The following is a 24,886-nucleotide window of genomic DNA, read 5'->3' as shown; positions in this document are numbered from 1 at the left end:
GCAACGGGCGCCGTGCTCGCATCCTACGCGCAAGACCGCTTCACGCATGCTGACCTGGCTCTCGCTCCTCTTCCTGGCGCTGTTCGCGCTGGCGGCGTTCCTGCTCGGTCGGGGCCGAGCGCTCAAGGCGGCCGGCGGCGCTTCGGTGCGCCTCCACTCGCTGCCCAACTATTACGGCGCCTACGCCGCCCTCTGGGCCGGCGCTCCGGCCGCCCTCCTGCTGCTGCTCGGCGCCGTTTTCGGCGGCCGGCTCGAGGAGGCGGTCCTGCAGGCCGAACGTCCGGCGGCCGTCTCGGCCCTGACGCCCGACCGCCAGGACGTCTTCTTCAGCGACGCCCGGGCCATCTCGGCCAAGGAAGCGCCGTCGGAGGTCGTCTACGAGGGCGAGCTGAAGACCGCGCTCGACGCCAAGGTCGCCGAGTCCCGCAAGATCAACGCCATCGTGCGCTACAGCACGATCGGCCTGGCTTCGCTGGTGGCCCTGATCGGCGTGCTTCTGGCGCTGCCGCGTGTGGGCCTGGAATTCCGCGCCCGCAACCGGGTGGAAGGCTGGATCAACGGCCTGCTGATCGCCTGTTCGGTCGCGGCCGTCCTGACCACCCTGGGCATCGTGCTGTCGCTGGTCTGGGAAAGCTGGCGCTTCTTCCAGAGCGTCAACCCGCTGTCGTTCCTGTTCGGCACCGAGTGGAGCCCGCAGATCGCCATGCGCGCCGACCAGGTGGCCTCGTCGGGCGCCTTCGGGGCCGTGCCGCTCTTCGCCGGCACCTTCCTGATCATGCTGATCGCCATGCTGGTGGCCGCGCCCGTCGGCCTCTACTCGGCGATCTACCTTTCGGAATACGCCAGCCGCGGCCTGCGCTCGACGATCAAGCCGCTGCTGGAGATCCTGGCCGGGGTGCCGACCGTGGTCTACGGCTTCTTCGCCGCCCTGACCGTGGGTCCGCTGTTCCGCGCCGGCTTCAACGCCATCGGCGCGGTCCTGATCGGCGGTCCGCTGGACGGCGTCGGCCAGTACCTGATGGAAGTCCAGAACCAGATGGCCCTGGTGGCCGGGGTGGTGATGGGGATCATGCTGATCCCGTTCGTCTCCTCGCTGTCGGACGACATCATCAACGCCGTGCCGCAATCCCTGCGTGATGGCAGCTACGCCATGGGCGCCACCAAGTCCGAGACGGTCAAGCGGGTCATCCTGCCGGCCGCCCTGCCGGGCATCATGGCCGCCATGCTGCTGGCCGTGTCCCGCGCCGTCGGCGAGACCATGATCGTGACCATGGCCGCGGGCCTGCAGGCCAAGCTGACCGTCAACCCGCTCGACACCGTCACCACCGTGACCGTGCAGATCGTCACCCTGCTCACCGGCGACCAGGAGTTCGACAGCCCCAAGACCCTCTCGGCCTTCGGCCTGGGCCTGACGCTGTTCGTCGTGACCCTGGCGCTCAACATCATCGCCCTGCGCATCGTCCAGAAGTATCGGGAACAATATGACTGACGCCGCCATCACCGCCGGCGCCGCTCCGCACGGGCAGGGCCCCCGCGCGACGCTCTCGGCCGCCGAAGCCCGCCTGAAGAAGCGCTACCGCTCGGAAATGTGGTTCAAGGCCCAGGGCATCGCCGCCATCGTCGTGGCCATGATCTTCCTGGTCGTGCTGGTGGGCCGCATCGTCGCCCAGGGCTACACCACCTTCGAGACCCACTCGATCAGCGTGCCGGTCTATCTGAACCCGGACCGCATCGACCGCACCGCGCTCGAGGGCGTCAACTACGACTACATCGTCGCCGAAGCGGTGATGAAGAAGCTGAACATCCAGGACGACGACCTGGGCACCACGTCGGGCAAGGTCATGGACCTGGTCTCGCGCGATCTCGGCTTCCAGCTGCTCGACAAGATCAAGGCCGACCCGTCGGTGATCGGCAAGACCATCGAGGTCACCGGTCCGGTCAAGGCCGACGCCGACCTCTACTACAAGGGCGAGATCAAGCGCGCGACCGCCGAGGAAGACCGCAAGCTCGACAACCAGCAGCTCGGCTGGCTGGACCAGCTGGAGAAGAGCGGCGCCGTCAAGGGCGGCTTCAACTTCGGCTTCTTCACCAAGTCCGACTCGACCGAGCCCGAACAGGCCGGCGTGCTGGGCGCGGTGGTCGGTTCGGCCCTGATGCTGATCATCACCGCCATGATCGCGGTGCCGGTCGGGGTGATGGCCGCCGTCTACCTGGAAGAGTTCGCCCCGAAGAACCGCTGGACCGACGTCATCGAGGTCAACATCAACAACCTCGCGGCCGTGCCCTCGATCGTCTACGGCCTGCTGGGCCTCGCGTTGTTCATCAACTGGCTGCACGTGCCGCGGAGCTCGCCGCTGGTCGGCGGCCTGGTGCTGGCCCTGATGGCCCTGCCGACCGTGATCATCGCCACCCGCTCGGCCCTGAAGGCCGTGCCGCCCTCGATCCGCGAAGCCGCCCTCGGCGTCGGCGCCTCCCGCGCCCAGACCGTGTTCCACCACGTGCTGCCGCTGGCCATGCCCGGCGTGATGACCGGCGCCATCCTGTCGCTGGCCCACGCGCTCGGCGAGACGGCCCCGCTGCTGATGATCGGCATGGTCTCGTTCGTGCCCGGCGTGCCGGAAGGCTTCACCGGCGCCTCGACCGTGCTGCCGGTGCAGGTGTTCATCTGGGAGAACGCGTCTGAGCGGGCTTTCCACGAGCGCACCGCCGCCGCCATCCTCGTCCTTCTGATCTTCATGATCGTCATGAACGCCGCGGCCGTCATCCTGCGCCGCCGCTTCGAACGCCGGTGGTAGGATCCATATGACCGTCACCAACCCCAACGCTCTCGCCCTCGTCCAGGGACACGCCATGCCCACCCAGAACCGCGACGGCGGCGTCGCCGCGCCCGTCATCCACACCGCCGTGCCGCAAGGCCACGGCGTGGTCGAGACCCGCGACTTCAAGATCCGCGCCCGCGACGTCAACGTCTTCTACGGCGACAAGCAGGCCCTGTTCGACGTGGCGCTGGACATCCCGGCCAAGTCGGTCACCGCCTTCATCGGCCCGTCGGGCTGCGGCAAGTCGACCTTCCTGCGCTGCATCAACCGGATGAACGACACCATCCCGTCGGCCCGGGTGCAGGGCGCGATCGAGATCGACGGCGCCGACGTCAACGCCAAGAGCGTCGACCCGGTGGTGCTGCGCTCGCGCGTCGGCATGGTGTTCCAGAAGCCGAACCCCTTCCCGAAGACCATCTTCGAGAACGTCGCCTACGGTCCCAAGATCCACGGCATCGCCACCCGCAAGGACGAGCTCGAGGCCATCGTCGAGAGCAGCCTCAAGAAGGCCGGTCTGTGGAACGAGGTCGCCGACCGTCTGCATCAGCCGGGCACGGGTTTGTCGGGCGGCCAGCAGCAGCGTCTCGTCATCGCCCGCGCGATCGCCGTGAGCCCTGAAGTGATCCTGATGGACGAGCCCTGCTCGGCGCTGGACCCGATCGCCACGGCCAAGATCGAGGAGCTGATCGACGAGCTGCGCAGCCAGTTCTGCATCGTCATCGTGACCCACTCGATGGCCCAGGCCGCCCGCGTCTCGCAGAAGACGGCCTTCTTCCACCTCGGCAAGCTGGTCGAGAGCGGTCCGACCGAGGAGATGTTCACCAATCCTCGCGACAGCCGCACCCAGGACTACATCACCGGCCGCTTCGGTTAAGCGCAGGCGGAAGGAAACAGGACATGACCGAGCATACCGTCAAATCCTACGGCGAAGAGCTGAACCACCTGACGGCCGAGGTCACCCGCATGGGCGGCCTGGCCGAAGCCCAGGTGGCCGACGCCATCGAGTGCATCGCCCGTCGCGACGCGGGCCTCGCCCAGAGCGTGGTCGGCCGTGACGAGCGCCTCGACACCCTGCAGGTCGAGATCGAGCGCAAGGCGTTCCGTCTGATCGCGCTGCGCCAGCCGATGGCCGTGGACCTGCGCCACGCCGTCGCCGCCCTGAAGATCTCGATGAACCTCGAGCGCTGCGGGGACCTGGCCAAGAACATCGGCAAGCGCGCCCTGATCCTCAACGACGCCGAGCCGATGAGCGCCCTGACCCGCTCGATCGAGCGCATGGGCCGCCTGGTGCAAGGCCGCCTGAAGGACGTGCTCGACGCCTACACGGCCTCGGACGTGCAGCGCGCCATCAGCGTCTGGAGCAGCGACGAGGAAGTCGATGAGCACTACAACTCGATCTTCCGCGAACTGCTGACTTACATGATGGGCGACCCGCGCACGATCAACGCCTGCACCCACCTGCTGTTCGTGGCCAAGAACCTCGAGCGCATCGGCGACCACGCGACGAACATCGCCGAGAACATCCATTTCGAGCTGACGGGCGAGGAGATCATCTCCCAGCGTCCCAAGCTCGACGTGATCGCTCAGTAAGCCTCTGGAGGGCCGGTCGACGTGACTCCGTACGTTCTGGTGGTCGAGGACGAGGACGCCCTGGCCACCCTCCTGCACTACAATCTCGACAAGGAAGGCTACCAGGTCTCGGTGGCCGCCGATGGCGAGGAAGCCCTGACCCTGGCCAGCGAGCGCGCGCCGGACCTCGTCATCCTCGACTGGATGCTGCCCAAGGTCTCGGGCATCGAGGTCTGCCGCCGCCTGCGCGGCCGCACCGACACCCGCAACGTGCCGATCATCATGCTGACGGCCCGGGGTGAGGAGAGCGACCGGATTCGGGGGCTCGACACCGGCGCCGACGACTATGTGGTCAAGCCGTTCTCGATGGTCGAGCTGACCGCCCGCGTCCGCGCCGTCATGCGCCGCATCCGTCCGGCCCTGGCCGACGATCGCATCACGGTCGGCGACATCATCATCGACCGGGTGGCCCACCGCGTGAAGCGGCAGGGCAAGGAAGTGCATCTCGGCCCCACCGAGTTCCGCCTGCTCGACTACCTGATGCAGCACCCGGGCCGGGTGTTCAGCCGCGAACAGCTGCTGGACGCCGTCTGGGGCTCGGACGTCTATGTCGAGGCCCGCACCGTCGACGTCCACATCGGCCGCCTGCGCAAGGCCCTGAACGGCGCCGCCGAAGCCGACCCGATCCGCACCGTCCGCTCGGCCGGCTACTCGCTGGACGTCGAGGCGGCCTGACGAAAAGAGGGGACGGCGCGTCGCGCGCCGTCCCCCTTCCCATCGTGCGCCTGATGCTGGATCAGGACCCGCTGGTGTCGGCGATCATGACCGCGCTCCGCACCGTCAGGCCGTCGTTGCTGAGCCGGCGCGCGTAGAACTTCTGACCGTCGAACACGATGTCGCCCAGCTTGGCGTTGTCGGCGCCGTCGTCCTTCCAGAAGGCGTAGTGGGGCGAACCAGCCGCCACCGAGGCCTGGATCACGCCGAACATCGTCGCGGTCAGGGCGGCCGTCCCGACATTGAGCTTTCCGGTGTTGCGTTCCGACTGGGCGCTGGCCGCCGCCTTGCCCGTGTAGTTGTACGGGTCGTGGATCACCACCCGGCCCGCGGTGATCAGGGCGTCGGGGATGTCGAACACCGGCGTTCCCAGGCACGGCAGGCCCAGGTCGATCTTGCAGCGGCCGGTGAAGCCCGCGTCGATCCTGATCGCCACGCCCGCGTCGTCGAACACCGGATTGACGATCGTGACGTTGTCGGCGATCGCGCCCACCCGGATCTTGACCGCCGCCGCACGGAAGACCACGCCGTCGATCAGCGTGTCGCCGTTCTGGATGTCGACGCAGATGTCCGTCGCGACGATGCGGCCGCCCCGAATGTCGGCCACGACCTCGCGGGCGGCGCCCTGGGCGCCGGCCGGGCCGACGCTGTTGATCCGCACGCCCACCTGCTGAGCCTCGGTGTGCAGGTTGACCAGGTGGATGGCGTAGGCGCCGTTCAGGATGTCGACCGCGACATTGCCGACGGCGTCGGGATGGTCGATCTGGCAATCGGTGGCGAAGACGTCGTTGGCGCCGTCGAACACCATGCCGCGCGCGGCCCCGAACGCGAAGAAGCGCTCGATGCAGGTGAACTCGTTGGTCCCCTCCAGATAGAGGCCGACGCCGGGTCGCTTGAGATTGGCCTTGGTGGCGTCGTTCACATGGGCGGTGACGAACGGCCAGAAGTGGACGTCGACGATGCGCGAGACGTCCCTGGAGCCCTTGAGGCGGACGCCGTTCTTGCCGTCCAGCCGCAGGTTGCTGAGATTGATCCGGCCGCCGTCGATGCCCGTGCCGCCGAGGCTCGTTCCGCCTGCGGGGGCGGTCATGTCGGCCAGGACGCAGGTGTCGAAGCCCGCGACGAAGGCGTTGCGCACGGCCCCGCCGGTGCGGTTGGCGGTGACGCCGACGCCGCTGTAGTCGGCCAGCAGGGCGGCGATCGCCGTGTCGTTCAGCGGCGGCTCGCTGGTGTCGGGCAGGTCCTGCACGATCGACAGGTTCTCGATCGCCGCGCCCCGGCCGAGGGTGACGGTGGCGCTGGGCACGAGACGGATCAGCGAGGGGCGGTCGAAGATCGACTGGCCGACGCGAGGCTGCTCGGGGCTGACGTCGTCGCCGCTCAGCACCGCGCCCTGGGGCAGGGCGACCGAGGTGGCGACGCGATAGCGGCCGGCGGCCTTGACCTTGCCGCCGGTGAGGGCGCCGGCCGTGTAGCTGGCGAGGGCCGATTGCAGGGCGGGGCCGTCGTCGCCGGCGCCGGTCCCAGCCGCGCCGTAGTCCTCGGCCGAGCGGATCTCGGCGATCTTGGCGTCGACGGAGCGCGTCGCCGCGCCGGCGCCCGGTTGGGTGTAGGTGACCATGGGAAAATATCCTGAACTTTGAAAAGGCTTGAAAAATGCCGCCGGCCAGGCCGTCGGTTCAGGTATTGTTCCGCATCGCTGCGTCTATATCGGTCGCCGAGCCGACCGGCCTAGCGCCCTCGCAGCCGCTCCAGGATTCCGCAGTCGGCCACCGTGTCGCTGTGGCAGTGGTCGAGCATGTCGCGCAGTTCCTCGCGCATGGCCTGGAGGTCGGCGATCTTGCGTTCGACCTCGGCCAGCTGGTCGCGGGCCAGGGCGTCGACCTCGCCGCAGGGGCGGTCGGTCGCGTCGGCCAGGTCGAGCAGGGCGCGGATGCGGTCCAGGCCGAAGCCCAGATCCCGCGAGCGCTTGACGAAGGCCAGCCGCCGCTCGTGGGTGGCGTCGTAGGCGCGGTAGTTGCCTTCGGTGCGCGGCGGCTCGGGCAGCAGGCCCATGCGCTCGTAATAGCGGATGGTCTCGACCGGCACGCCGGTGCGGCGGGAAAGATCGCCGATGGAAGACATGAGAACCTCCGAGCGGAGCGCTTGACCCTGTAGCGGCTACAGGGTGCAGACATAGGGCCTCTTTGAAGGAGGCTCCAGATGGCTGACTGCTGCGGCGATGATCTGTGCAAGGCCGACGCACCCGCGCCGTCGGGGCGCTGGCGGCTGGCGCTGTGGATCGCCCTGGTGATCAACGGCGGCATGTTCCTGGCCGAGGGCGCGGCGGGCCTGCTGTCGGGCTCGGCGTCGCTGCAGGCCGACTCCCTGGATTTCCTGGGCGACGCGGCCAACTACGCCATCAGCCTGGGCGTGGCGGGCCTGGCCCTGACCTGGCGGGCGCGGGCGGCGCTGCTGAAGGGCGCGACCATGCTGCTGTTCGGCGGCTGGGTGTCGGCCATGACGGTCTGGGGCGTGATCGCCGGCCGCACGCCCGAGGCGCCGGTGATGGGGACCCTGGGGCTGATCGCCCTGGTCGCCAATGTCGGGGTGGCGGCGCTGCTGTTCGGCTTCCGCACCGGCGACGCCAACATGCGCTCGGTGTGGATCTGCTCGCGCAACGACGCCATCGGCAACGTGGCGGTGATGCTGGCGGCCGCCGGCGTGCTGGGCACGGGCTCGCGCTGGCCCGACCTGGTGGTGGCCGCGGTGATGGCGGGCCTGGCTCTGCAGGGCGGCTGGCAGATCGTCCGCCAGGCGCGGGCCGAACTGCGCCAGGCCAAAACCCCGCCGTCTCCGGCTCGCTTCAGCGTGGCGGCGCGCAGCCGCTAGGCGCCGAGCGAGGCCGTAACCTCCTCAACCGTCACGATGGCGTGGGCGTAGGTCGGGGCGTTGATGGCGTGGGCCGCGTGCAGGGCCTCGTCCGAGAACGCCGCCGTGGCGTCGGTGACCAGGGTGACGTGATAGCCAAGCTCGGCGGCGAAGCGGCCGGTGCCCTCGATGCAGGTGTTGGCCACCAGCCCGATCAGGATCACGTGGGTGATCTCGCGCTGCTTGAGGCGGTAGTCGAGGTCGGTGTTGGCGAAGCCGCTCGACCCCCAGTGCTCGGTCACGATCACGTCGCCGGGCAGGGGCGCGAAGTCGGGATGCCATTCCCCGCCCCAGGCGTCCTTTTCGAACACCAGGGCCCGGGCGCTGCCCTGCAGATAGGGCGAGGGATGCTTCCAGCCGTCCAGGTCGCCCAGGGCGAAGCGGTGGTGGGGCACGACGAACAGCGGCAGGCCCGCGGTGCGCGCCGCGGCGACCACGGCCTTCAGCCGCCCGTGCAGGCCTTCGGCGCCTTCCGTCGCCGCCACCCTGGGCCACAGCTTGCCGCCGTCGGCCAGGAAGTCGTTGTAGGGATCGACGAACAGCAGGGCGGTGCGGCCCTGGGGATAGGCGAGGCTCATGGCGGGGCTCCCGGCGGCGAGGCCGTCAGCAGACGCGCGATCGGCGCGCGGGGCTTGGATGATCCGGTCGTGGCGGGGGCCGAGCACCGCCTCCAATAACGTCCGTCATTCTCGCCCTTGTGGCGAGAACCCCTCTGTCAGCCGCAAGGGCGGATGGGGCGGCGTGCTCAGCACGCCGCTTGCGCCTCACGTGGAAGCGGAACCAGGGGTTCCCGCCACAAGGGCGGGAATGACGGGATGGAAGGAGAGTGGCGTAACCCCTGAGCCGCAGCCCCCTAGTCCGCTTCCCCGGCCAGGTCGCAGGCCTGGGCGATGCTGTCGAACAGGGCCGAGACGGTGATCGGCTTGGCCAGGTGCAGGTCGGCGCCGGCGGCCAGGCACGCCTCCACCTGGTGGGGCATGGCGTTGGCGGTCAGGGAGATGATCGGGATGCGCGGCCGGCCGGCGGCGCGCTCGCGCATGCGGATCTCGCTGATGGCGGTCAGGCCGTCCATCACCGGCATCTGGGTGTCCATCAGAACCAGGTCGAAGGCCTGGCGCTCGTAGGCCGCCAGGGCAGCCTCGCCGTCGGCGGTGATGACCAGGTCGGCGGCGCCGTCGAGCATCAGCTCCACGACCCGCTGGTTGGTGGGGTGATCCTCGGCCAGCAGCACGCGCAGGCGCTCGGGGGCGGGCGCCTTGGCTGGACGGCGGGCGGGCGCGGGCTCTTCGGGGGCGGCGGTGTCCAGGCGGGCGGTGAAGGTGAAGCAGGCGCCCTCGCCGGGCGTCGAGCGGCAGGCGATGTCGCCATCCATCAGCCGGGCGAAGCGGCGGGCGATCGACAGGCCCAGGCCCGAGCCGCCGAACCGCCGGGTGATCGAGCCGTCGCCCTGCACGAAGCGCTCGAACAGGCTGGCCTGCACCTGCGGGGTGAAGCCCTCGCCGGTGTCCTCGACCGTGACGACCAGGCGGATGGCCTCGCCCTCGGCCTGGGTGCGGGCGTGGACGGCAACATGGCCCTCGCTGGTGAACTTCACCGCATTGCTGATCAGATTGCTGACGATCTGGCCGAACTTCAGCGCGTCGCCGCTGACCCGGTCGTGGAAGCCGTCGTCGAAGGACAGCGAGAAGTTCAGGCCCTTCTGGTGGGCCAGGCCCTCGAAGGTGGCGGCGGTGGCGATCAGCGCGCCGCGCAGGTTGAAGGGGGCGGGCTCCAGCCCGACCTCGCCGGCCTCGACCTTGGCCAGGTCCAGAATGTCGCTGAGCAGGGCGTTCAGCGTGCGGCCCGAGCCCAGGATCACGTCCATCATCTCGCGCTGGCGCGGGGTCAGCTCGGTCTGGGCCAACACCTGGGCCATGCCCAGCACGCCGTTCAGCGGGGTGCGGATCTCGTGGCTCATATTGGCCAGGAATTCGCTCTTGGCGATGCTGGCGGCGCGGGCGCTCTCCAGCGCGGCCTCCAGGGCCACGGCCGAGGCCTTCCGCTCGGTGATGTCCTCGCTGATGATCAGCAGCAGCTTCTCGTCGCCCTCGCCGGGGATGGCGATCTTCTTGGTCTGCAGCCAGCGGTCGCCGTTGTGCGGGGTCTTCAGGGGCTCTTCGTCGATGACCCAGACCTCGTCGCTCTCCAGCACCTTGCGGTCCATCTCGGCGAAGAAGGCGGCCTGGTCGGCGGGGAAGAAGTCGGCGTCGCGGCGGCCGATCAGGGCCTCGCGCGGCACGCCCAGCAGGTCTTCGCCGGCGCGGTTGACCAGCACGAAGCGGCCGTCGCGGCCGTTCTTGACCACCAGCATGGCCGGCACGCTCTCGACCACGGCGTCGAGGAAGGCCCAGGAGTGCAGGGCCTCGGGCGTCGACGACGTGGCGGGCGCGCCGGCGTCGGCCGGCGCGGCGTCGCGCGCGTGCGGGTTGTTGTCTCTGGCCATGACCTCGCGGTTCGCCCCCTCAGGCGCGTCCAGCCCCGACGCGCGTATTCGCACGCAAAGAAGCCTACGAGCGTCGCCGCGGGCAACGGCGCCAAGCGTCGCAGGCGCGTGCGCGGGACGATAGGACGCAGCCCGACCTTGACCCGGGGCCGCGCCCGCGCGACATCCCCGGCTCATGGAAAAGCTGACCATCCTCCTCGTCGGGTCCGGCGGGCGCGAGCACGCCCTGGCCTGGAAGATCGCGGCCTCGCCGCTGTGCGGCCAACTGGTCGCCGCGCCGGGCAATCCGGGCATCGCGGCCGTGGCCGAGCTGAAACCGGTCAAGGCGACCGACGCCGACGGCCTGGTGGCCCTGGCCAAGGAGATCGGCGCGGACCTGGTGGTGGTCGGCCCGGAATCGGCGCTGGAGGTCGGCCTGGCCGACAAGCTGGCGGAGGTGGGGATCCCCTGCTTCGGCGGATCGCAGCGCGCCGCCCAGCTGGAGACCTCCAAGGCCTTCACCAAGGACTTCTGCAAGCGCCACGACCTGCCGACCGCCGCCTACGGCGTGTTCGAGGACGCAGGCAGCGCGAGCGCCTTCCTCGACACCCTGGAAGCGCCGTTCGTGATCAAGGCCGACGGCCTGGCCGCCGGCAAGGGCGTGGTCATCGCCGAGACGCGCGAGGCGGCCGACGCCGCCGTGGTCGACATGCTGGGCGGCCGCTTCGGCTCGGCCGGCGCCCGGGTGGTCATCGAGGAGTTCATGCACGGCGAGGAAGCCTCGCTGTTCGCCCTTTCCGACGGCAAGACCGCCGTGCTGTTCGGCGCGGCCCAGGACCACAAGCGCGCCTATGACGGCGACGAGGGCCCCAACACCGGCGGCATGGGCACCTATTCGCCGCCGCCCGTGCTGACCGACGCCTTGATCGAGCAGGCCTGGCGCGAGCTGATCGTGCCGACCGTCGAGGGCATGGCCGCCGAGGGCAATCCGTATGTGGGCGTGCTCTATGCCGGCCTGATGCTGACCCCGACGGGGCCCAAGCTCGTCGAATACAACGCCCGCTTCGGCGATCCGGAATGCCAGGTGCTGATGCTGCGCCTGGAGAGCGACATCGTCCCGATCCTGCTGGCGGCCGCCAAGGGCGAACTGGCCAGCGCCGAGCCGCCCAAGTGGCGCGACGAGGCGGCGATCTGCGTGGTGCTGGCGGCCGAGGGCTATCCCGACGCCCCCAAGACCGGCGGCCTGATCCAGGGCGCCGAGGCCGACTACGGCCACGAGGCCGAGATCTTCCACGCCGGCACGACCCGCGACGCCGACGGAAACCTGGTGGCTTCGGGCGGCCGCGTGCTCAACGTCTGCGCCCTGGGCGCGACCCTGCACGAGGCCCGCGACGTGGCCTATGCGGCGCTGGGCACGGTGTCGCTCGAGGGCGGGTTCTATCGCAACGACATCGGCTGGCGGGCGCTCTGACCTGATCCCTCTCCCCTTGCGGGAGAGGGTGGCCTCCCGGAGGGAGGTCGGGTGAGGGGTCTCTCAGACCTCTCCGGACAGGGCTTTCGACCCCTCATCCGTCGGCCTTCGGCCGCCACCTTCTCCCGCAAGGGGAGAAGGAAGGCTTGCACGCGCCTCGCGGCCCTCTAAACTCCCATTCAAACAAATGTTGGGAGTGAAGCGCCGTGGCCGAGCCGTCCGCTCAGGAGCTGAATTCGGGCACCAAGCCGGTCGATCCGCGCCATGCGATCGACGAGGCCGCCCTGGCCGCGTGGCTGGAGGCCAACGTCGAGGGCTATGCCGGTCCTCTCGAAGTGCGCCAGTTCAAGGGCGGCCAGAGCAATCCCACCTACCAGCTGGTCACGCCGGCCAAGCGCTACGTTCTGCGCCGCAAGCCGCCCGGCAAGCTGCTGCCCAGCGCCCACGCCGTCGATCGTGAGTTCAAGGTGATCTCGGGCCTGCACAAGGCCAGCTTCCCGGTCGCCCGGCCCTACGCCCTGTGCATGGACGAGGGCGTGATCGGCACGATCTTCTACGTGATGGACAACGTCGAGGGCCGCATCCTCTGGGACGGGACCCTGCCGGACTACCAGCCGGCCGAGCGTCGGGCGATCTATGAGGCCCAGATCGACACCCTGGCGGCGCTGCACAACGTCGACTACGCCGCCGTGGGCCTGGCCGACTACGGCAAGCCGGGCAACTACTTCACGCGCCAGATCGACCGCTGGACCAAGCAGTATCGCGCCAGCGAGACGACGAAGATCGACGAGATGGACCATCTGATCGACTGGCTGGCCGCCACGGCCCCGGCCGACGACCAGACCTCGATCGTCCATGGCGACTATCGCCTCGACAACATGATCCTGCACCCCACCGAGCCGAAGGTGATCGCGGTGCTGGACTGGGAGCTGTCGACCCTGGGCAATCCGCTGGCCGACTTCACCTATTTCCTGATGAACTGGGTGATGCCGTCCGACCAGCGCGGGGGCTTGGCCGAGATCACCGACCTGACCGCCTACGGCATTCCGACCATCGACGAGGCCGTGGCCCGCTACTGCGCCGCCACGGGGCGGCAGGGCCTGCCGCAGCTGGACTGGTACTTCAGCTACAACCTCTTCCGCCTGGCCGGCATCTGCCAGGGCATCGTCGGCCGGGTGCGCGACGGCACGGCGGCCAGCGCCCATGCGCAGCTGATGGAGGCCCGGGTGCCGGTGCTGGCCAAGGGCGCGTGGAGCTTCGCCAAGAGGGCGGGGGCCTGATCTCTCATCCGTAAAATCCCCGCGAAAGCGGGGACCCAGGCTTTTTCTGAAAGGCAGGACGCTCGACGATAAAACACCTGGGTCCCCGCTTTCGCGGGGATTTTACGGTGTGAAGTCGGCCATTCGCTGAAAGAAAATGGCGTGACAGCCCCGCGCCGCCGCGCTCATCCTGCCGCCAAACGCCCCTGGGGAGGGGCGATCGTTCCAGAGGGGCCTATTCCATGCGTATCCGTACCCTGGCCGCCGCCGCGCTCGGCGTCGCGGCCGCCGCCCTGTCGTTCGCCGCCGCTCAAGCCGCTGGCCCCCTGACCTTCGTCCAGGCCGGCAAGCTCCTGGCCGACCCGGCCACCGGCAAGGTCGAGACCGCCAAGACCGTGGTCGTGCAGGACGGCAAGGTGGTGCGCATCGCCGACGGCTATGTGTCCGAGCCCGGCGGGGTGGTGGTCGACCTCAAGGACCGCTTCGTGCTGCCCGGCCTGATCGACAGCCACGTGCACTTGACCGGCCAGCAGGGCCCCAATTCGCGCCTCGACGAAGTGACCCAGTCTTCCGCCGACCAGGCCATGATCGGGGCCGGCTACGCCCGCAAGACCCTGATGGCGGGCTTCACCACCGTCGCCGACCTGGGCGCCGACAACGACGCCATCTTCGCCCTGCGCGCCGGCATCAAGCGCGGCGACGTGGTCGGCCCGCGGATCATCGCCGCCGGCTCGGCCGTGTCGATCCACGGCGGCCACGGCGACATCAACGGCTTCCGCGAGGACGTCATGCACGTGCTGCGGCCGGAGTCGGTGTGCTCGGGTCCCGACGACTGCCGCCGCGCGGTGCGCGAGCAGGTCTGGCGCGGCGCCGACGTGATCAAGATCACCGCCACCGGGGGCGTGCTCTCCAACACCGCCGCGGGCCTGTCGCAGCAGTTCAGCGACAGCGAGCTGGCCGCCATCGTCGAGAGCGCCCACCGCATGGGCCGCCGCGTCACCGCCCACGCCCACGGGGTGGACGGCATCAACGCTTTCCTGAAAGCCGGCGGCGACTCCATCGAGCACGGCACCTATCTCGACGGCGAGAGCATCGCCCTCTTCAAGAAGAACGGCGCCTATCTGGTCCCGACCCTGATGGCCGGCGACTTCGTGGCCCGCATCGCCGCCAGCCCGGGCAACTTCTTCACGCCGGCCCAGACCGCCAAGGCCCTGGAAGCCGGCCCCAAGATGCTCGACATGGCCCGCCGCGCCCACGACGGCGGCGTCAAGATCGCCTTCGGCACCGACAGCGGCGTCAGCGCCCACGGCGACAACGCCTATGAGTTCGTGCTGCTGACCCGCGCGGGGCTGTCGCCGATCGAGGCCATCCGCACGGCGACGGTCAACGCGGCCGATCACCTGGGCATCACGGCCGAGGCCGGCTCGCTGGCGCCCGGCAAGGCGGCCGACCTGATCGCGGTCGAGGGCGATCCGCTGGCCGACGTGTCTGTGCTCCAGAAGGTGGATCACGTGATCAAGGGCGGGGTGGTGGTGAAGTAGGCCCGGGATCCCTCTCCCCTTGCGGGAGAGGGTGGCCTCCCGGAGGGAGGTCGGGTGAGGGGTTGAAAGCCCTGTCCGCCGCGATGGTGGTTAGGCTGGGTGAGGCGTCTCAGGTCTGAGAGACCCCTCATCCGTCGGCTTCGCCGCCACCTTCTCCCGCAAGGGGAGAAGGATCATCCCAGGCCCGCCAGCACCCGCGCCAGCGCTTCCTCGTCCTCGAACCGCGCCCGCACCGGCCAAGCGGCGACACGGTCGCGCCAGGCGGGGGGCAGGCGGATCCAGTCCTTCTCCGTCGTGACCAGGCTGGCGCCGAGGTCGCGGGCCCGTTCGGCGAGGCCGCGCAGGGTGTCCTCGCTGTAGGTCCCGTGGTCGGGGAAGGGGGCGAAGTCGACGAGGTCGCAGCCGGCGGCCTGCAGGGCGCGCTCGACCTTCCACGGCTTGCCGACGCCGGCGAAGCCCACCTGCGGACCGCCCGGCGGCGGGGCGGCCGGCTCCAGGCGGGCGATCAGCACGGGCTTGGAGGCCAGCAGGGCCAGCAGTTCCGGATCGGCCTGCGGCAGGTCGGCCGGCAGCAGCACGATCACCGCGTCGGCTCTCGCCAGACCCACGGCCAGGGGCTCGCGCATCGGCCCGGCGGGGAACACCCGGCCGTCGCCGAACGGCCATTCGTCGTCGCGGGTCTCGCCGTCGACCACCACCAGCGACAGGGTCTTGGCCAGGTCCGGGTTCTGGTGGCCGTCGTCCATGACGATCACCTGGGCGCCGGCCGCGGCGGCGGCCTTGGCTCCGGCGACGCGGTCGCGCGAGATCCAGATCGGGAAGTCCTGGGCCAGCATCAGCGGCTCGTCGCCGACCTCGCCGGCCTTGTGGCGGGCGGGATCCACCCGCAGCGGCCCCTTCAGCGAGCCGCCATAGCCGCGCGACAGGCCATGGGCCGCCACCCCGCCGTTCGTGAGCACCAGCAGCAGTTCGCGCACGATCGGCGTCTTGCCGACCCCGCCGGCGGTGAGGTTGCCGACGCAGATCACCGGCGCGCCGGGATCCTCGGGGCTGGCCTTGGCGATGCGGCGGGCCGTGGCGCTGGCCCACAGCCAGGAGAGGGGCGTCAGCAGGGCGCGGGTCAGGGGGGCGGGGCCGCCTTCGCGGCGGTACCACCAGCGGGGGGTGGAAAGCTTCATGCAGCCGCCTCCGGTCCAGGGTTGAGGGGGACCAGTTCCAGGATGCGCGACAGGCCCGCCCGGGCGGCGGCGTCGCGGGCCTCGACGAAGGCCTTGGCGCGGGCGGCCTGGGCCTTCAGCCGTTCGGGCGTCTCGAGCAGGACCGACAGCCGCTCGCCCAGCACCGAGGCGTCGGCATAGGCCACGCCCTCGACGGCGGCGAGGTCGCCGAAGGCGGTCAGCCAGTTCTCGACATGCGGGCCCGAGACCACCGGGCAGTCCAGCCGCGCCGGCTCCAGCGGGTTGTGGCCCCCGATCCCGGGCACGAGGCTGCCGCAGACCAAGGCGAGGTCGGCCAGGCGGTACCACAGGCCCATCTCGCCCAGGGTGTCGGCGACGATCACCTCGGCGATCGTGTCGGGCGAGCGGCTGCGGCGGACGGCCTCGAGGCCGCGCTCGCGGGCCATCTCCAGGATCGCCTCGCCGCGCACCGGGTGGCGGGGGACGATCACCAGGCGCGGGGCCAGGTGAAAGCCGGCCACGGCGTCGAGCACGATCTCGTCCTCGCCCGGATGGGTGCTGGCGGCCAGCAGCAGCGGCCGGTCGGTCAGCTGGAAGCGCAGGCGGGCGTATTCGGCCTCGTCGACCGGCAGGGAGGCCGAGCCGAACTTCAGGTCGGCCTCGCCGGCCACGGTTCCGCCCAGGCTGGCGAAGCGGTCGGCGGCGCGGCCGTCCTGGGCCAGGATCAGGTCGAAGCCCGAGAACAGCCAGGCCGCCGCCAGGGGGCGGGTTTGCCAGCTGCCATAGCTCTTGTCCGACAGCTTGGCCGAGACGAGCGCCAGCCTGGTTCCGCGCGCCTTGGCGGCCAGCAGCAGGTTGGGCCACAGCTCGCTCTCGACGAAGACGGCCAGGTCGGGCCGCCAGTGGTCGAGGAAGCGCGCGGCGCCGCCCGGGGTGTCGACCGGCAGGTACTGGTGGATCGCGCCATCGGGCAGCCGCCGGGCCAGCAGTTCAGCCGAGGTGACGGTGCCCGAGGTGACGAGGATCGCCGCGTGCGGCCGTTCGGCCCGCAGACGCTCGACCAGGGGCAGGATCGACAGGCTCTCGCCGACGCTGGCCCCGTGCAGCCAGACCAGCACGCCCTCGGGGCGCGGGATGGCGGGCTTGCCCAGGCGTTCGTTCAGACGGGCGGGGTCTTCCTTGCCCTTGGCCGCCCGGCGGCGCAGCAGGACCGGCGCGACCGGCGTCAGGGCCGTGGTCGCGGCGCGGTACAGCGCCAGGGAGAAGGGCAGGCTCACACGCTGCCTTCGGCGGCCAGGGCGCAGGGGTGGGCGTGGCCGCCGCGCTCGATCTGGATCGTGGCGTGGCCGATGGCGAAGCGCTTGGAAAGCTCGCCGCAGACGTCGTGCAGGAACTGGTCGTGGTCGGTCTCGTCGGGGCGGACGATGTGAGCGGTCATCGCCGTCTCGGTGGTGCTCATGGCCCAGATGTGCAGGTCGTGCACCTCGGCCACGCCGGGACGGGCGGCCAGCCAGTCGGCCACGGCCTTGGGGTCGATGCCGCGCGGGGCGGCGTCCAGCGCCAGGTCCAGGGAGTCGCGCAGCAGGCCCCAGGTGCCCAGTACGATGACCACGACGATGGCCAGGCTGACGACGGGATCGAGCCACAGCCAGCCGGTGGCCCACATGGCGAGCGCGGCGACCACCACCCCAGCCGAGACGGCGGCGTCGGCGGCCATGTGCAGGAAGGCCCCGCGCACGTTGAGGTCGTCCTTGCTGCCGCGCATGAACATCAGGGCCGTGGCGGTGTTGATGGCGATGCCGATGGCGGCGACGACCATCACCGGGCCGGTCTCGACGGGCTGCGGATCGGCGAAGCGGCGCACGGCCTCCCAGGCGATGGCGCCGACGGCCACCAGCAGCAAAGCGGCGTTGGTCAGCGAGGCCAGGATCGTGCCCTTGCGCAGGCCGTAGGTGCGGCGGCCCGTCGGCGCGCGCTTGGCCAGCACCGTCGCGCCCCAGGCCAGCAGCAGGCCCAGCACGTCCGAAAGATTGTGGCCGGCGTCGGCCAGCAGGGCCAGCGAGCCGGTGACGAAGCCGGCGAGAGCCTCGGCCGCCACGAAGGCCAGGTTCAGCGCCGTGCCGATCGCGAAGGCGCGCCCGAAGTCGGCCGGGGCGTGGCTGTGGCCGTGGTGACCGTGGCTGTGGCCATGCCCGTGCCCGTGATGGTGGCCATGGCCGTGGCCGTGACCGTGCGCATGGTCATGACCGTGATCGTGGTCATGGTCGTGCCCATGGGCGTGATGGTCGTGGTCGTGGCCCGGATGGTCGTGCGGCATGGGGTCTACATCCCACCAAGGCGGTGCGGGATCAATCCACTCGTCCCCTCTCCCCTTGCGGGAGAGGGTGGCCTCCCGGAGGGAGGTCGGGTGAGGGGTCTCTCAGAAATCGACGGACAGGCCTTTCGACCCCTCATCCGTCGGCTTCGCCGCCACCTTCTCCCGCAAGGGGAGAAGGATCAAAGCCCCACGATCTCTTCGGCCCGCCGGGTCACCGCCGACAGCCGCGCTTCCCATTCGGCCACCAGCGCCTCGGGATCATCCCCGCGTCCCGCTCCGGTCGGGCCGTCCCAGACCATGGCGGCCTTGGCGAAGGGCAGGGGGATCATCGTCTGGTCCCAGGAGCCCAGGCGCAGGCAGGGCTTGGCGGCCAGGCCGACGAACAGCACCGGGGCGCCGGTGAAGCGGGCCAGGGTGGGGGTGCCCTTTTCCATGTGCTCGGCCGGGCCGCGCGGGCCGTCGGGGGTGATGGCCATGCCGCCGCCGTCCTTGACCCACTTGATCATGTCGCGGAAGGCCTGCTCGCCGTGCTTGTTCTTGCCCAGGTCGCTCTTCTTGGCCGAGGAGCCGCGGATGGCCGGAAAGCCCAGCTTGTCCATGGTCCGGGCGATGAACTCGCCGTCGTTGGACAGCGAGATCAGGGCGCGCATGTCCTGGCGGGCCGGGCTCTGCGGCCAGCTGAGCGGCGAGAGCGGGATGCGCGAGTGCCACAGGCACAGGATCGCGCCCGTGCCCTTGGTGCGGCCTTCGGCCCACACGCCTTCGGCCCTGTCCTGGCCCTCGACGGTCAGGCGCAGGGTGGCGAAGACCAGCTTGGTGTAGCCGGCGAAGATCGAGGACAGGATCTTGATGACCAGGGGGGAACGCAGGGGCCTCAAGAGGCGGTCTCCTCGGAGCCGAGAGCGGGGGGCGCGTGATCCAGGTCCTGGGCCTTGGCCAGACGGGCGTACAGCCCCTTGGCGCGGACCAGGCCGGCGTGGGTTCCGGTCTCGACGACGTGGCCCTTGTCGATCACGTAGATGCGGTCGGCGTGCTTCACTGTCGACAGGCGGTGGGCGATCAGGATGGTGGCGCGGCCGGCCATCAGCCGCTCCAGCGCCGCCTGCACCAGGGCCTCGCTCTCGGTGTCGAGCGCGCTGGTGGCCTCGTCGAGCAGCAGGATGGGGGCGTTCTTCAGGAAGGCCCGGGCGATGGCGATGCGCTGGCGCTGGCCGCCCGACAGGCGCGCGCCGGCCTCGCCGACCCGCGTCTCGTAGCCCTCGGGCAGGGCGCTGACGAAGTCGTGGGCGGCGGCCTGGGCGGCGGCGGCCTCGATCTGCGCGTCCGTCGCGTCCGGCTTGGCGTAGGCGATGTTGGCGCGGATGGTGTCGTCGAACAGGAACGGCTCCTGGGTGACCAGGGCGATGCGGTCGCGCAAGCTGGCCAGGGTCACCGAGCGCACGTCGTGGCCGTCGATGCTCACCGAGCCGCCGGCGACGTCGTAGAAGCGCGGGATCAGGTTGAGGATCGAGCTCTTGCCGCCGCCGGACGGGCCGACCAGGGCCACGGTCTCGCCCCGGCGCACGTGCAGCGACACGTCGGACAGGGCCGGGGCGTTTTCGCCATAGGCGAAGTCGACATGGTCCAGGACCACCACGCCGTCGCCGGGCGGAATGGGGGCGGCGCCGGCCGGCTCGACGATGGCCGGCGCGACGTCGAGGGCGGCGAACAGCCGGCGGGCGGCGGTGAAGCCTTCGCTGAACACCGTCTGCAGGTTGGCCACCTGGCGCAGCGACTGGGCGGCCATCAGCAGGGCGGTGAGGAAGGCGAAGAAGGCGCCGGCGGTCAGGGTGCCGCCCAGAACGCCGGCGCCGGCGGTCGCCCGCCACCCGGCATAGACGAAGACGGCGGCGACGATCAGGGTGGTGAAGGCCTCGGTGGCCGGCGCGGCCATGGCCTTGGCGTTGCTGCCCTTGATCAGGTGGTGCTGGCGGCGCTCGACCACCGTGGCGACCCGGCCCTCTTCATAGGCTTCGCGGTTCTCCATCTTGACGATCTTGATGCCGTCCAGGCTCTCCATGATCGCGGTCGAGAGGTTGGAGGTCTCTCCCATCGCGCCCTTGGCGGCCTTGGTGGTCTTCTTCGAGAAGCGCCGCATGATCAGGCTGGCCAGGGGCGCCAGCACGATGATGCCGCCCGCCAGGATCGGGTCGAGGGTGAACATCACGTAGAGCGCGGCGATCACGGTCAGGAACTCGCGGACATAGTTGACCACGCCCGTGGTCGCCGCTTCGCGGATCAGGCCGGCGTCGTAGAGCACCGAGGAGACGTAGGATCCCGAGTGGGCGCCGCGCAGGCGGGCGAGGTCGGCCCGGACCAGCTTGCCGAACAGCCGCACCTGCATGTCGCCGACCACGCCGTTGCCGATGCGGCTGATCAGCACCGATTGCAGCACCTGGAACAGGCCGCGTCCGATCGCCAGGGCGGCGATGATCGCGGGAATCCGCAAGATGGCCCCCGGCTGGGGATGGGTGATCAGCTCGTCGATCGCCGGCTGGATGATCTGGGCCAGCTGGCCGCTCAAGGTCGCCACGATCACGGCGGCGGCCAGAGAAACCAGCAGTCCCTTCCAGCGCGGCCGCAGGAAGTCGCGCCAGACCCGCGCGGCCAGGGCGCGGTTGGAGGTCTCGGTCTCGGCGGCGTCGGTCATGGGCGAGGGGTCGGATTTCGAAGGAGGGCTGTCAAGGACGCCGGCGCCGCAGTGCAGCGGCAAAACGACGTGGGATTTTGCAATAATCCCCGGCGACACGTATCTAGGCGCGTTTTCAGAGGATCGCCACTTGGCCGGTTTCGACCTTTCCACGCGCTGGGGGCGCTTCAAGACCTACCTCCACTACATGTGGAACGATCACGCCTACCTGCGTGTCGGCTTCACCAACGCCCACTGGGTCAGCCCCGAGCTCGTGCGCACCAACCAGCCCTGGCCGTTCCAGCTGGCCTGGTGGAAGAAGCAGGGCATCAAGACGGTGGTGAACCTGCGCGGCGGCTTCGACGGCAGCTTCTACGCGCTGGAGAAGGACGCCTGCGAGCGCCTGGGCATCAAGATGGTCGACTTCACCATCACCTCGCGCGAGGTGCCGATCCGCGCCCGCGTGCACGGGGCCAAGGAGCTGTTCGAGACCATCGAGTACCCGGCCCTGATCCACTGCAAGTCGGGGGCCGACCGGGCGGGCATCATGAGCGTGCTCTACGCCCACTATCGCCTGGGCCTGCCGATCGAGGAGGCCAAGAAGCAGCTGTCGGGGCGCTACCTCCACATCAAGGAGGGCAACACCGGCGTGCTCGACTACACCTTCGACCAGTACCTGGAGCGCGGCGCGCCCAAGGGCCTGACCTTCACCCAGTGGGTGGACAGCGACGACTACGATCCGGTGGCGATGAAGAAGACCTTCCGCGCCGGCATGCTCGGCAAGATGCTGACTGACAAGCTGCTGCGGCGGGAGTGAGATCGTCCCTCTCCCCTTGCGGGAGAGGGTGGCCCCGCGGAGCGGGGTCGGGTGAGGGGTCTCTCAAACGCAAGACGCCGCGACAGCCGATCAGCTGTCGCGGCGTTTTTTCGTGGGTGCGACCCCTCATCCGTCATCCTTCGGATGACACCTTCTCCCGCAAGGGGAGAAGGATCAGGCTTTACGCCGCGCTCGGGTCCAGCAGCTTGTGGGCGTGGATGATGAAATAGCGCGCGTGGGCGTTGTCGACGGTCGCCTGCGCCTTGGCCTTCCAGGCGGCGTGGGCGTCGTTGTAGGTCGGGTAGGCGCCGACGAATTCCACCTTCGAGAGGTCACGGAACTCGGTTCCGGCGACATCCTTCAGTTCGCCGCCGATCACGATATGAAGAAGCTGCTTGTCGGACATGGGGGAGCACGTTCCTGCGGAAATTATGATTATGGCAGGTCGATATGCCCGACGCGTGACAGGATCAACGGGTGAAGCGCCCTATTCGCGCAAACCAGGCTCGGAACCGTCGGATTCGGCTGGTTGTAGGCGAATTTTCTGCCGAGGTGATCGGTAAGCAACGCTCCGGCCTCGGCGCAGATCAGGTCGGCGGCGGCCAGGTCCCACTCGCTCTTGGGGCTGAGCGCGATCGCCGCGTCGAAGGCGCCGGCCGCCACCAGGCACACCCGATAGGCGATCGAATTGCGGGCCTCGATCCGCATCGGCGGCCAGGGCGTGCGCCAGGCCGGGTGGGCGAACATCTTGGCGTCGCCTAGCATGGCCGAACCGTCGAGCACGTCGGTGGGGCTGGGGGCGATGGCCGCGCCGTTCAGGGTCGCGCCGCCGCCCAGGGTCGCCGCATAGGTCTCGTCCAGAGCCGGGGCGTGGACGACGCCGGCGATCGGCCGGCCGTTCTCGACCACGGCCACCGAGACGGCGAACCACGGCCGGCCCTTCATGAAGGCCACGGTGCCGTCGATCGGATCGACCACGAACTGGCGCGCGGTGTCGAGCCGGGTCGGATCGTCGACCGTCTCCTCCGACAGCCAGCCATAATCGGGCCGCGCGGCGCGAAGGCGTTCCTTGAGCAGGGCGTCGACGGCCAGGTCGGCGTCGGTGACCGGCGAGCCGCCTTCCTTCGACCAGATCTTCACGCCGCCTTCCCGGGCCTTCAGGGCCAGGGCGCCGGCCTCGCGGGCCGCGTCGAGGATCAGGTCGAGGTCGCTCATCATTTGCCCGCGATCGCCAGGCCGTCGACCAGGATGGACGGACTGTTGCTGGCCCCGCGGATCTCCAGGTCGGACCCCACGACCAGCCGGCCGTAGATGTCGATCAGGTTGCCGGCGACGGTGATCTCGGTGACCGGATAGGCGATCTGGCCGTTCTCGAACCAGAAGCCCGAGCAGCCCACCGACCAGTCGCCGGTGTTGCCGTTCAGGGACGGGCCGAACATCGAGGTGATGAAGAGGCCGTCCTTGGCCTGGCCCATCAGCCCGGCCAGGTCAAGTTCGCCCGGCTCCAAGGTGAGATTGTGGGTCGAGACCCCGGGCGGGCCGGCCGAGCCGCGCGAGGCGTGGCCGGTGGTTTCCAGGTTCAGCTGGCGGGCGCTGGCGCTGTTGAGCAGCCAGGTGGTCAGCACGCCGTCGTCGATCAGGGCGCGGCGCACGGTGGTCACGCCCTCGTCGTCGAACGGGGCCGAGCCCAGGCCGCGCACGCGGTGCGGGTCTTCGGTCAACTGGACGCCGGCGGCGAAGATCCGCTGGCCCAGCTTGTCCTTCAGGAACGAGGTGCCGCGGGCGATCGAAGGGCCGGAGATGGCGCCGATCAGCGGGCCGATCAGCGACATGGCCAGGCGGTTCTCGAAGATCACCGGGGCGGTGGTCGAGCCGATCTTGCGGGCGTTGAGGCGCGAGACGGCCTGATGGCCGGCCTTGTCGCCGATGGCCTGGGGCGTTGGCAGGTCCTGCGCGTGGCGCACCGAGCGGCCTTCGCCGCCGCGCTCCATGCCCGCGCCCTCGCCGGCGATGGCCGAGGCGGAAATGCCGAAGCCCGTGGCCGCGTGCAGGCCCGAAAAGCCGTCGCTGGTGACCAGGCGCCAGGCGGTGGAGCTCCAGCTCGACGAGCCGCCGTCGGAATTGGTCACGCCCTCGACCGCGCGGGCGGCCTCTTCGGCCTCGCGGGCCTGGGTCTCCAGGGTCTCGGCGGTGGGCTCGTAGGTATCGACCAGGTCGAGCTCGGGGAACGGACCCTTGGCCAGGCGATCCTGCGGCGCGAAGCCGGCATAGGGATCCTCGGGGGCCAGGCGCGCCATGGCCACGGCGCGCTCGATCAGCTTGGCGCGGGCCTCGGGGCTGACGTCGGAGCCCGAGACGGTGGCGCTGCGGCGGCCCACGAAGACGCGCAGGCCCAGGTCCTTGGCCTCCTCGCGCTCGACTTCCTCCAGCTCGCCCAGGCGTACGCCCACCGACAGGGATTGGCGCTCGGCGAACACGGCCTCGGCGGCGTCCGCCCCGGCCTTGCGCGCGGCGGCGACGACGTCATGCAACAGGTTTTCGTCCATGGGGCCTTATGACGAGGCGGGGCGGGCGGGGCAAGCGTCGCCGACCCCCGGAAACTCAGGGAATGGCGTAGAACAGCAGGATCACGCCGCCGAAGACGTAGGCCAGCCAGGTGCAGATCATGCCGACGGCGCGCGGGATCGAGACGCCGCCGCTGCGCGACAGGCCCACCGCGTGGATCAGGCGGCCGGCGAACAGCACGAAGCCGACGCCGTGCACGGCGATGATCGGCGCGCCGACGACGGCCAGCACCGCCAGCACGCCAAGGCCCGTGGGAATGTATTCGCTGGCGTTGCCGAAGGCGCGGATGGCCTGGGCCAGCTCCGGAACGCCGCCGTCGCCCAGGGCCACCTTGTGCTTCTGGCGCAGGCGCACGACCAGCAGCGACAGCACCAGCAGCAGGAAGACGTGCAGGCCGGCCCAGAGGGCGGCGGCGTGGCCGGCGGCGGAAACGTCCATGGCGCGGACCCTTCGGAACAGAAAGCGGGGCCGCATATGGGCCTCGCTTCCGCGCCGAAGGCAACCGGTAACGTGGCGTAAGGTTGAGCTTGCGGGCGG

The 24,886-nt window shown here is 70.2% G+C and carries 23 protein-coding genes; 10 read left to right on the top strand and 13 right to left on the bottom strand.

Features of this window, described 5'->3' with window-relative positions; genetic code table 11:
- Positions 1–46: 46 nt before the first annotated feature.
- The 5 genes from pstC to phoB are packed head-to-tail and all read left to right on the top strand — an operon-like array spanning position 47 to position 5,123.
- Entirely contained in the window at positions 47–1,489 is a 1,443-nt protein-coding gene (pstC, locus tag AC07NG_RS23885; RefSeq protein ID WP_487291913.1) for a phosphate ABC transporter permease subunit PstC, read from the top strand.
- Positions 1,482–2,795: a phosphate ABC transporter permease PstA gene (gene pstA, locus AC07NG_RS23880; RefSeq protein ID WP_494596803.1), complete on the top strand. Its 1,314-nt coding sequence runs from the start codon at positions 1,482–1,484 to the stop codon at positions 2,793–2,795. Before pstC ends, pstA begins: the two co-directional genes overlap by 8 nt.
- Positions 2,796–2,850: 55 nt before the next feature.
- Complete coding sequence (gene pstB, locus AC07NG_RS23875) at positions 2,851–3,693, top strand: phosphate ABC transporter ATP-binding protein PstB (RefSeq protein WP_370444041.1); 843 nt, start codon at positions 2,851–2,853, stop codon at positions 3,691–3,693.
- A 23-nt stretch (positions 3,694–3,716) separates the two neighbouring features.
- Positions 3,717–4,409, top strand: coding sequence for a phosphate signaling complex protein PhoU (gene phoU, locus AC07NG_RS23870; protein WP_110121099.1), 693 nt, complete (start codon positions 3,717–3,719; stop codon positions 4,407–4,409).
- A 21-nt stretch (positions 4,410–4,430) separates the two neighbouring features.
- Positions 4,431–5,123 carry a phosphate regulon transcriptional regulator PhoB gene (phoB, locus tag AC07NG_RS23865; protein WP_110121100.1) on the top strand — a complete coding sequence of 231 codons (693 nt, stop codon included), beginning with the start codon at positions 4,431–4,433 and terminating at the stop codon, positions 5,121–5,123.
- A gap of 61 nt (positions 5,124–5,184) precedes the next feature.
- Here phoB and AC07NG_RS23860 read toward each other — a convergent pair whose 3' ends face one another.
- On the bottom strand, positions 5,185–6,783 hold the full coding sequence (locus AC07NG_RS23860; protein WP_494596801.1) for a hypothetical protein: 1,599 nt from the start codon (positions 6,781–6,783) through the stop codon (positions 5,185–5,187).
- A gap of 110 nt (positions 6,784–6,893) precedes the next feature.
- The gene (locus AC07NG_RS23855; protein WP_494596799.1) at positions 6,894–7,286 is read right to left on the bottom strand and encodes a MerR family transcriptional regulator; all 393 of its coding nucleotides are present in this window, start codon (positions 7,284–7,286) and stop codon (positions 6,894–6,896) included.
- A 78-nt stretch (positions 7,287–7,364) separates the two neighbouring features.
- Between AC07NG_RS23855 and AC07NG_RS23850 the strand changes: the two genes are divergently transcribed.
- Entirely contained in the window at positions 7,365–8,033 is a 669-nt protein-coding gene (locus AC07NG_RS23850; RefSeq protein ID WP_494596797.1) for a cation efflux transmembrane domain-containing protein, read from the top strand.
- Here AC07NG_RS23850 and AC07NG_RS23845 read toward each other — a convergent pair.
- Both AC07NG_RS23845 and AC07NG_RS23840 read right to left on the bottom strand, forming a co-directional pair.
- A complete protein-coding gene (locus AC07NG_RS23845; protein WP_494596796.1) occupies positions 8,030–8,650 on the bottom strand; it encodes a cysteine hydrolase family protein in 621 nt (206 codons plus the stop codon). The genes AC07NG_RS23850 and AC07NG_RS23845 overlap by 4 nt on opposite strands.
- Positions 8,651–8,925: 275 nt before the next feature.
- Entirely contained in the window at positions 8,926–10,554 is a 1,629-nt protein-coding gene (locus AC07NG_RS23840; RefSeq protein WP_494596794.1) for a PAS domain-containing sensor histidine kinase, read from the bottom strand.
- Between the two features lie 175 nt (positions 10,555–10,729).
- On the opposite strand from AC07NG_RS23840, the gene purD reads away from it, so the two are divergent.
- The 3 genes from purD (at position 10,730) to AC07NG_RS23825 (ending at position 14,804) form a co-directional block, all read left to right on the top strand.
- Entirely contained in the window at positions 10,730–12,004 is a 1,275-nt protein-coding gene (gene purD, locus AC07NG_RS23835; RefSeq protein WP_494596792.1) for a phosphoribosylamine--glycine ligase, read from the top strand.
- Between the two features lie 206 nt (positions 12,005–12,210).
- Positions 12,211–13,284, top strand: coding sequence for a phosphotransferase family protein (locus tag AC07NG_RS23830; protein ID WP_494596790.1), 1,074 nt, complete (start codon positions 12,211–12,213; stop codon positions 13,282–13,284).
- Positions 13,285–13,505: 221 nt separating this feature from the next.
- On the top strand, positions 13,506–14,804 hold the full coding sequence (locus tag AC07NG_RS23825) for a metal-dependent hydrolase family protein (protein WP_494596789.1): 1,299 nt from the start codon (positions 13,506–13,508) through the stop codon (positions 14,802–14,804).
- 173 nt (positions 14,805–14,977) lie between these two features.
- On the opposite strand, the gene lpxK is transcribed toward AC07NG_RS23825, so the two are convergent.
- From lpxK to AC07NG_RS23800, 5 genes are all read right to left on the bottom strand, one after another.
- Positions 14,978–15,982 (bottom strand): tetraacyldisaccharide 4'-kinase, encoded by a 1,005-nt coding sequence (lpxK, locus tag AC07NG_RS23820; RefSeq protein ID WP_487291924.1) that lies wholly within the window; start codon positions 15,980–15,982, stop codon positions 14,978–14,980.
- Complete coding sequence (locus AC07NG_RS23815) at positions 15,979–17,259, bottom strand: 3-deoxy-D-manno-octulosonic acid transferase (protein ID WP_494596787.1); 1,281 nt, start codon at positions 17,257–17,259, stop codon at positions 15,979–15,981. The genes lpxK and AC07NG_RS23815 overlap by 4 nt, the downstream gene beginning before the upstream one ends.
- Positions 17,256–18,299 carry a cation diffusion facilitator family transporter gene (locus AC07NG_RS23810; RefSeq protein ID WP_494596785.1) on the bottom strand — a complete coding sequence of 348 codons (1,044 nt, stop codon included), beginning with the start codon at positions 18,297–18,299 and terminating at the stop codon, positions 17,256–17,258. Before AC07NG_RS23810 ends, AC07NG_RS23815 begins: the two co-directional genes overlap by 4 nt.
- A gap of 179 nt (positions 18,300–18,478) precedes the next feature.
- The gene (locus tag AC07NG_RS23805; protein ID WP_494596784.1) at positions 18,479–19,177 is read right to left on the bottom strand and encodes a lysophospholipid acyltransferase family protein; all 699 of its coding nucleotides are present in this window, start codon (positions 19,175–19,177) and stop codon (positions 18,479–18,481) included.
- Positions 19,174–20,988, bottom strand: a complete 1,815-nt coding sequence (locus AC07NG_RS23800; RefSeq protein ID WP_494596782.1) for an ABC transporter ATP-binding protein — start codon at positions 20,986–20,988, stop codon at positions 19,174–19,176. Before AC07NG_RS23800 ends, AC07NG_RS23805 begins: the two co-directional genes overlap by 4 nt.
- 130 nt (positions 20,989–21,118) lie before the next feature.
- Between AC07NG_RS23800 and AC07NG_RS23795 the strand changes: the two genes are divergently transcribed.
- Positions 21,119–21,784 carry a fused DSP-PTPase phosphatase/NAD kinase-like protein gene (locus AC07NG_RS23795; protein ID WP_487291929.1) on the top strand — a complete coding sequence of 222 codons (666 nt, stop codon included), beginning with the start codon at positions 21,119–21,121 and terminating at the stop codon, positions 21,782–21,784.
- 181 nt (positions 21,785–21,965) lie between these two features.
- Here the strand turns inward: AC07NG_RS23795 and AC07NG_RS23790 are convergent, their stop codons facing one another.
- Genes AC07NG_RS23790 through AC07NG_RS23775 form a run of 4 tightly spaced genes read right to left on the bottom strand, consistent with a single transcriptional unit; the run spans position 21,966 to position 24,787 of the window.
- Complete coding sequence (locus tag AC07NG_RS23790) at positions 21,966–22,190, bottom strand: DUF4170 domain-containing protein (protein ID WP_101716954.1); 225 nt, start codon at positions 22,188–22,190, stop codon at positions 21,966–21,968.
- Positions 22,191–22,219: 29 nt separating this feature from the next.
- Positions 22,220–22,999, bottom strand: coding sequence for a 3'(2'),5'-bisphosphate nucleotidase CysQ (locus AC07NG_RS23785; protein WP_494596780.1), 780 nt, complete (start codon positions 22,997–22,999; stop codon positions 22,220–22,222).
- Positions 22,999–24,330: a TldD/PmbA family protein gene (locus tag AC07NG_RS23780; RefSeq protein WP_494596779.1), complete on the bottom strand. Its 1,332-nt coding sequence runs from the start codon at positions 24,328–24,330 to the stop codon at positions 22,999–23,001. Before AC07NG_RS23780 ends, AC07NG_RS23785 begins: the two co-directional genes overlap by 1 nt.
- Before the next feature lie 55 nt (positions 24,331–24,385).
- Positions 24,386–24,787, bottom strand: coding sequence for an MAPEG family protein (locus tag AC07NG_RS23775; RefSeq protein WP_110121118.1), 402 nt, complete (start codon positions 24,785–24,787; stop codon positions 24,386–24,388).
- Positions 24,788–24,886: the final 99 nt, after the last annotated feature.

The sequence above is a fragment of the Caulobacter sp. GW821-FHT10C03 genome (assembly GCF_059415485.1).
The sequence above is the reverse complement of the archived record's forward strand: the minus strand, read 5'-3'. Positions and strand labels throughout refer to the sequence as shown.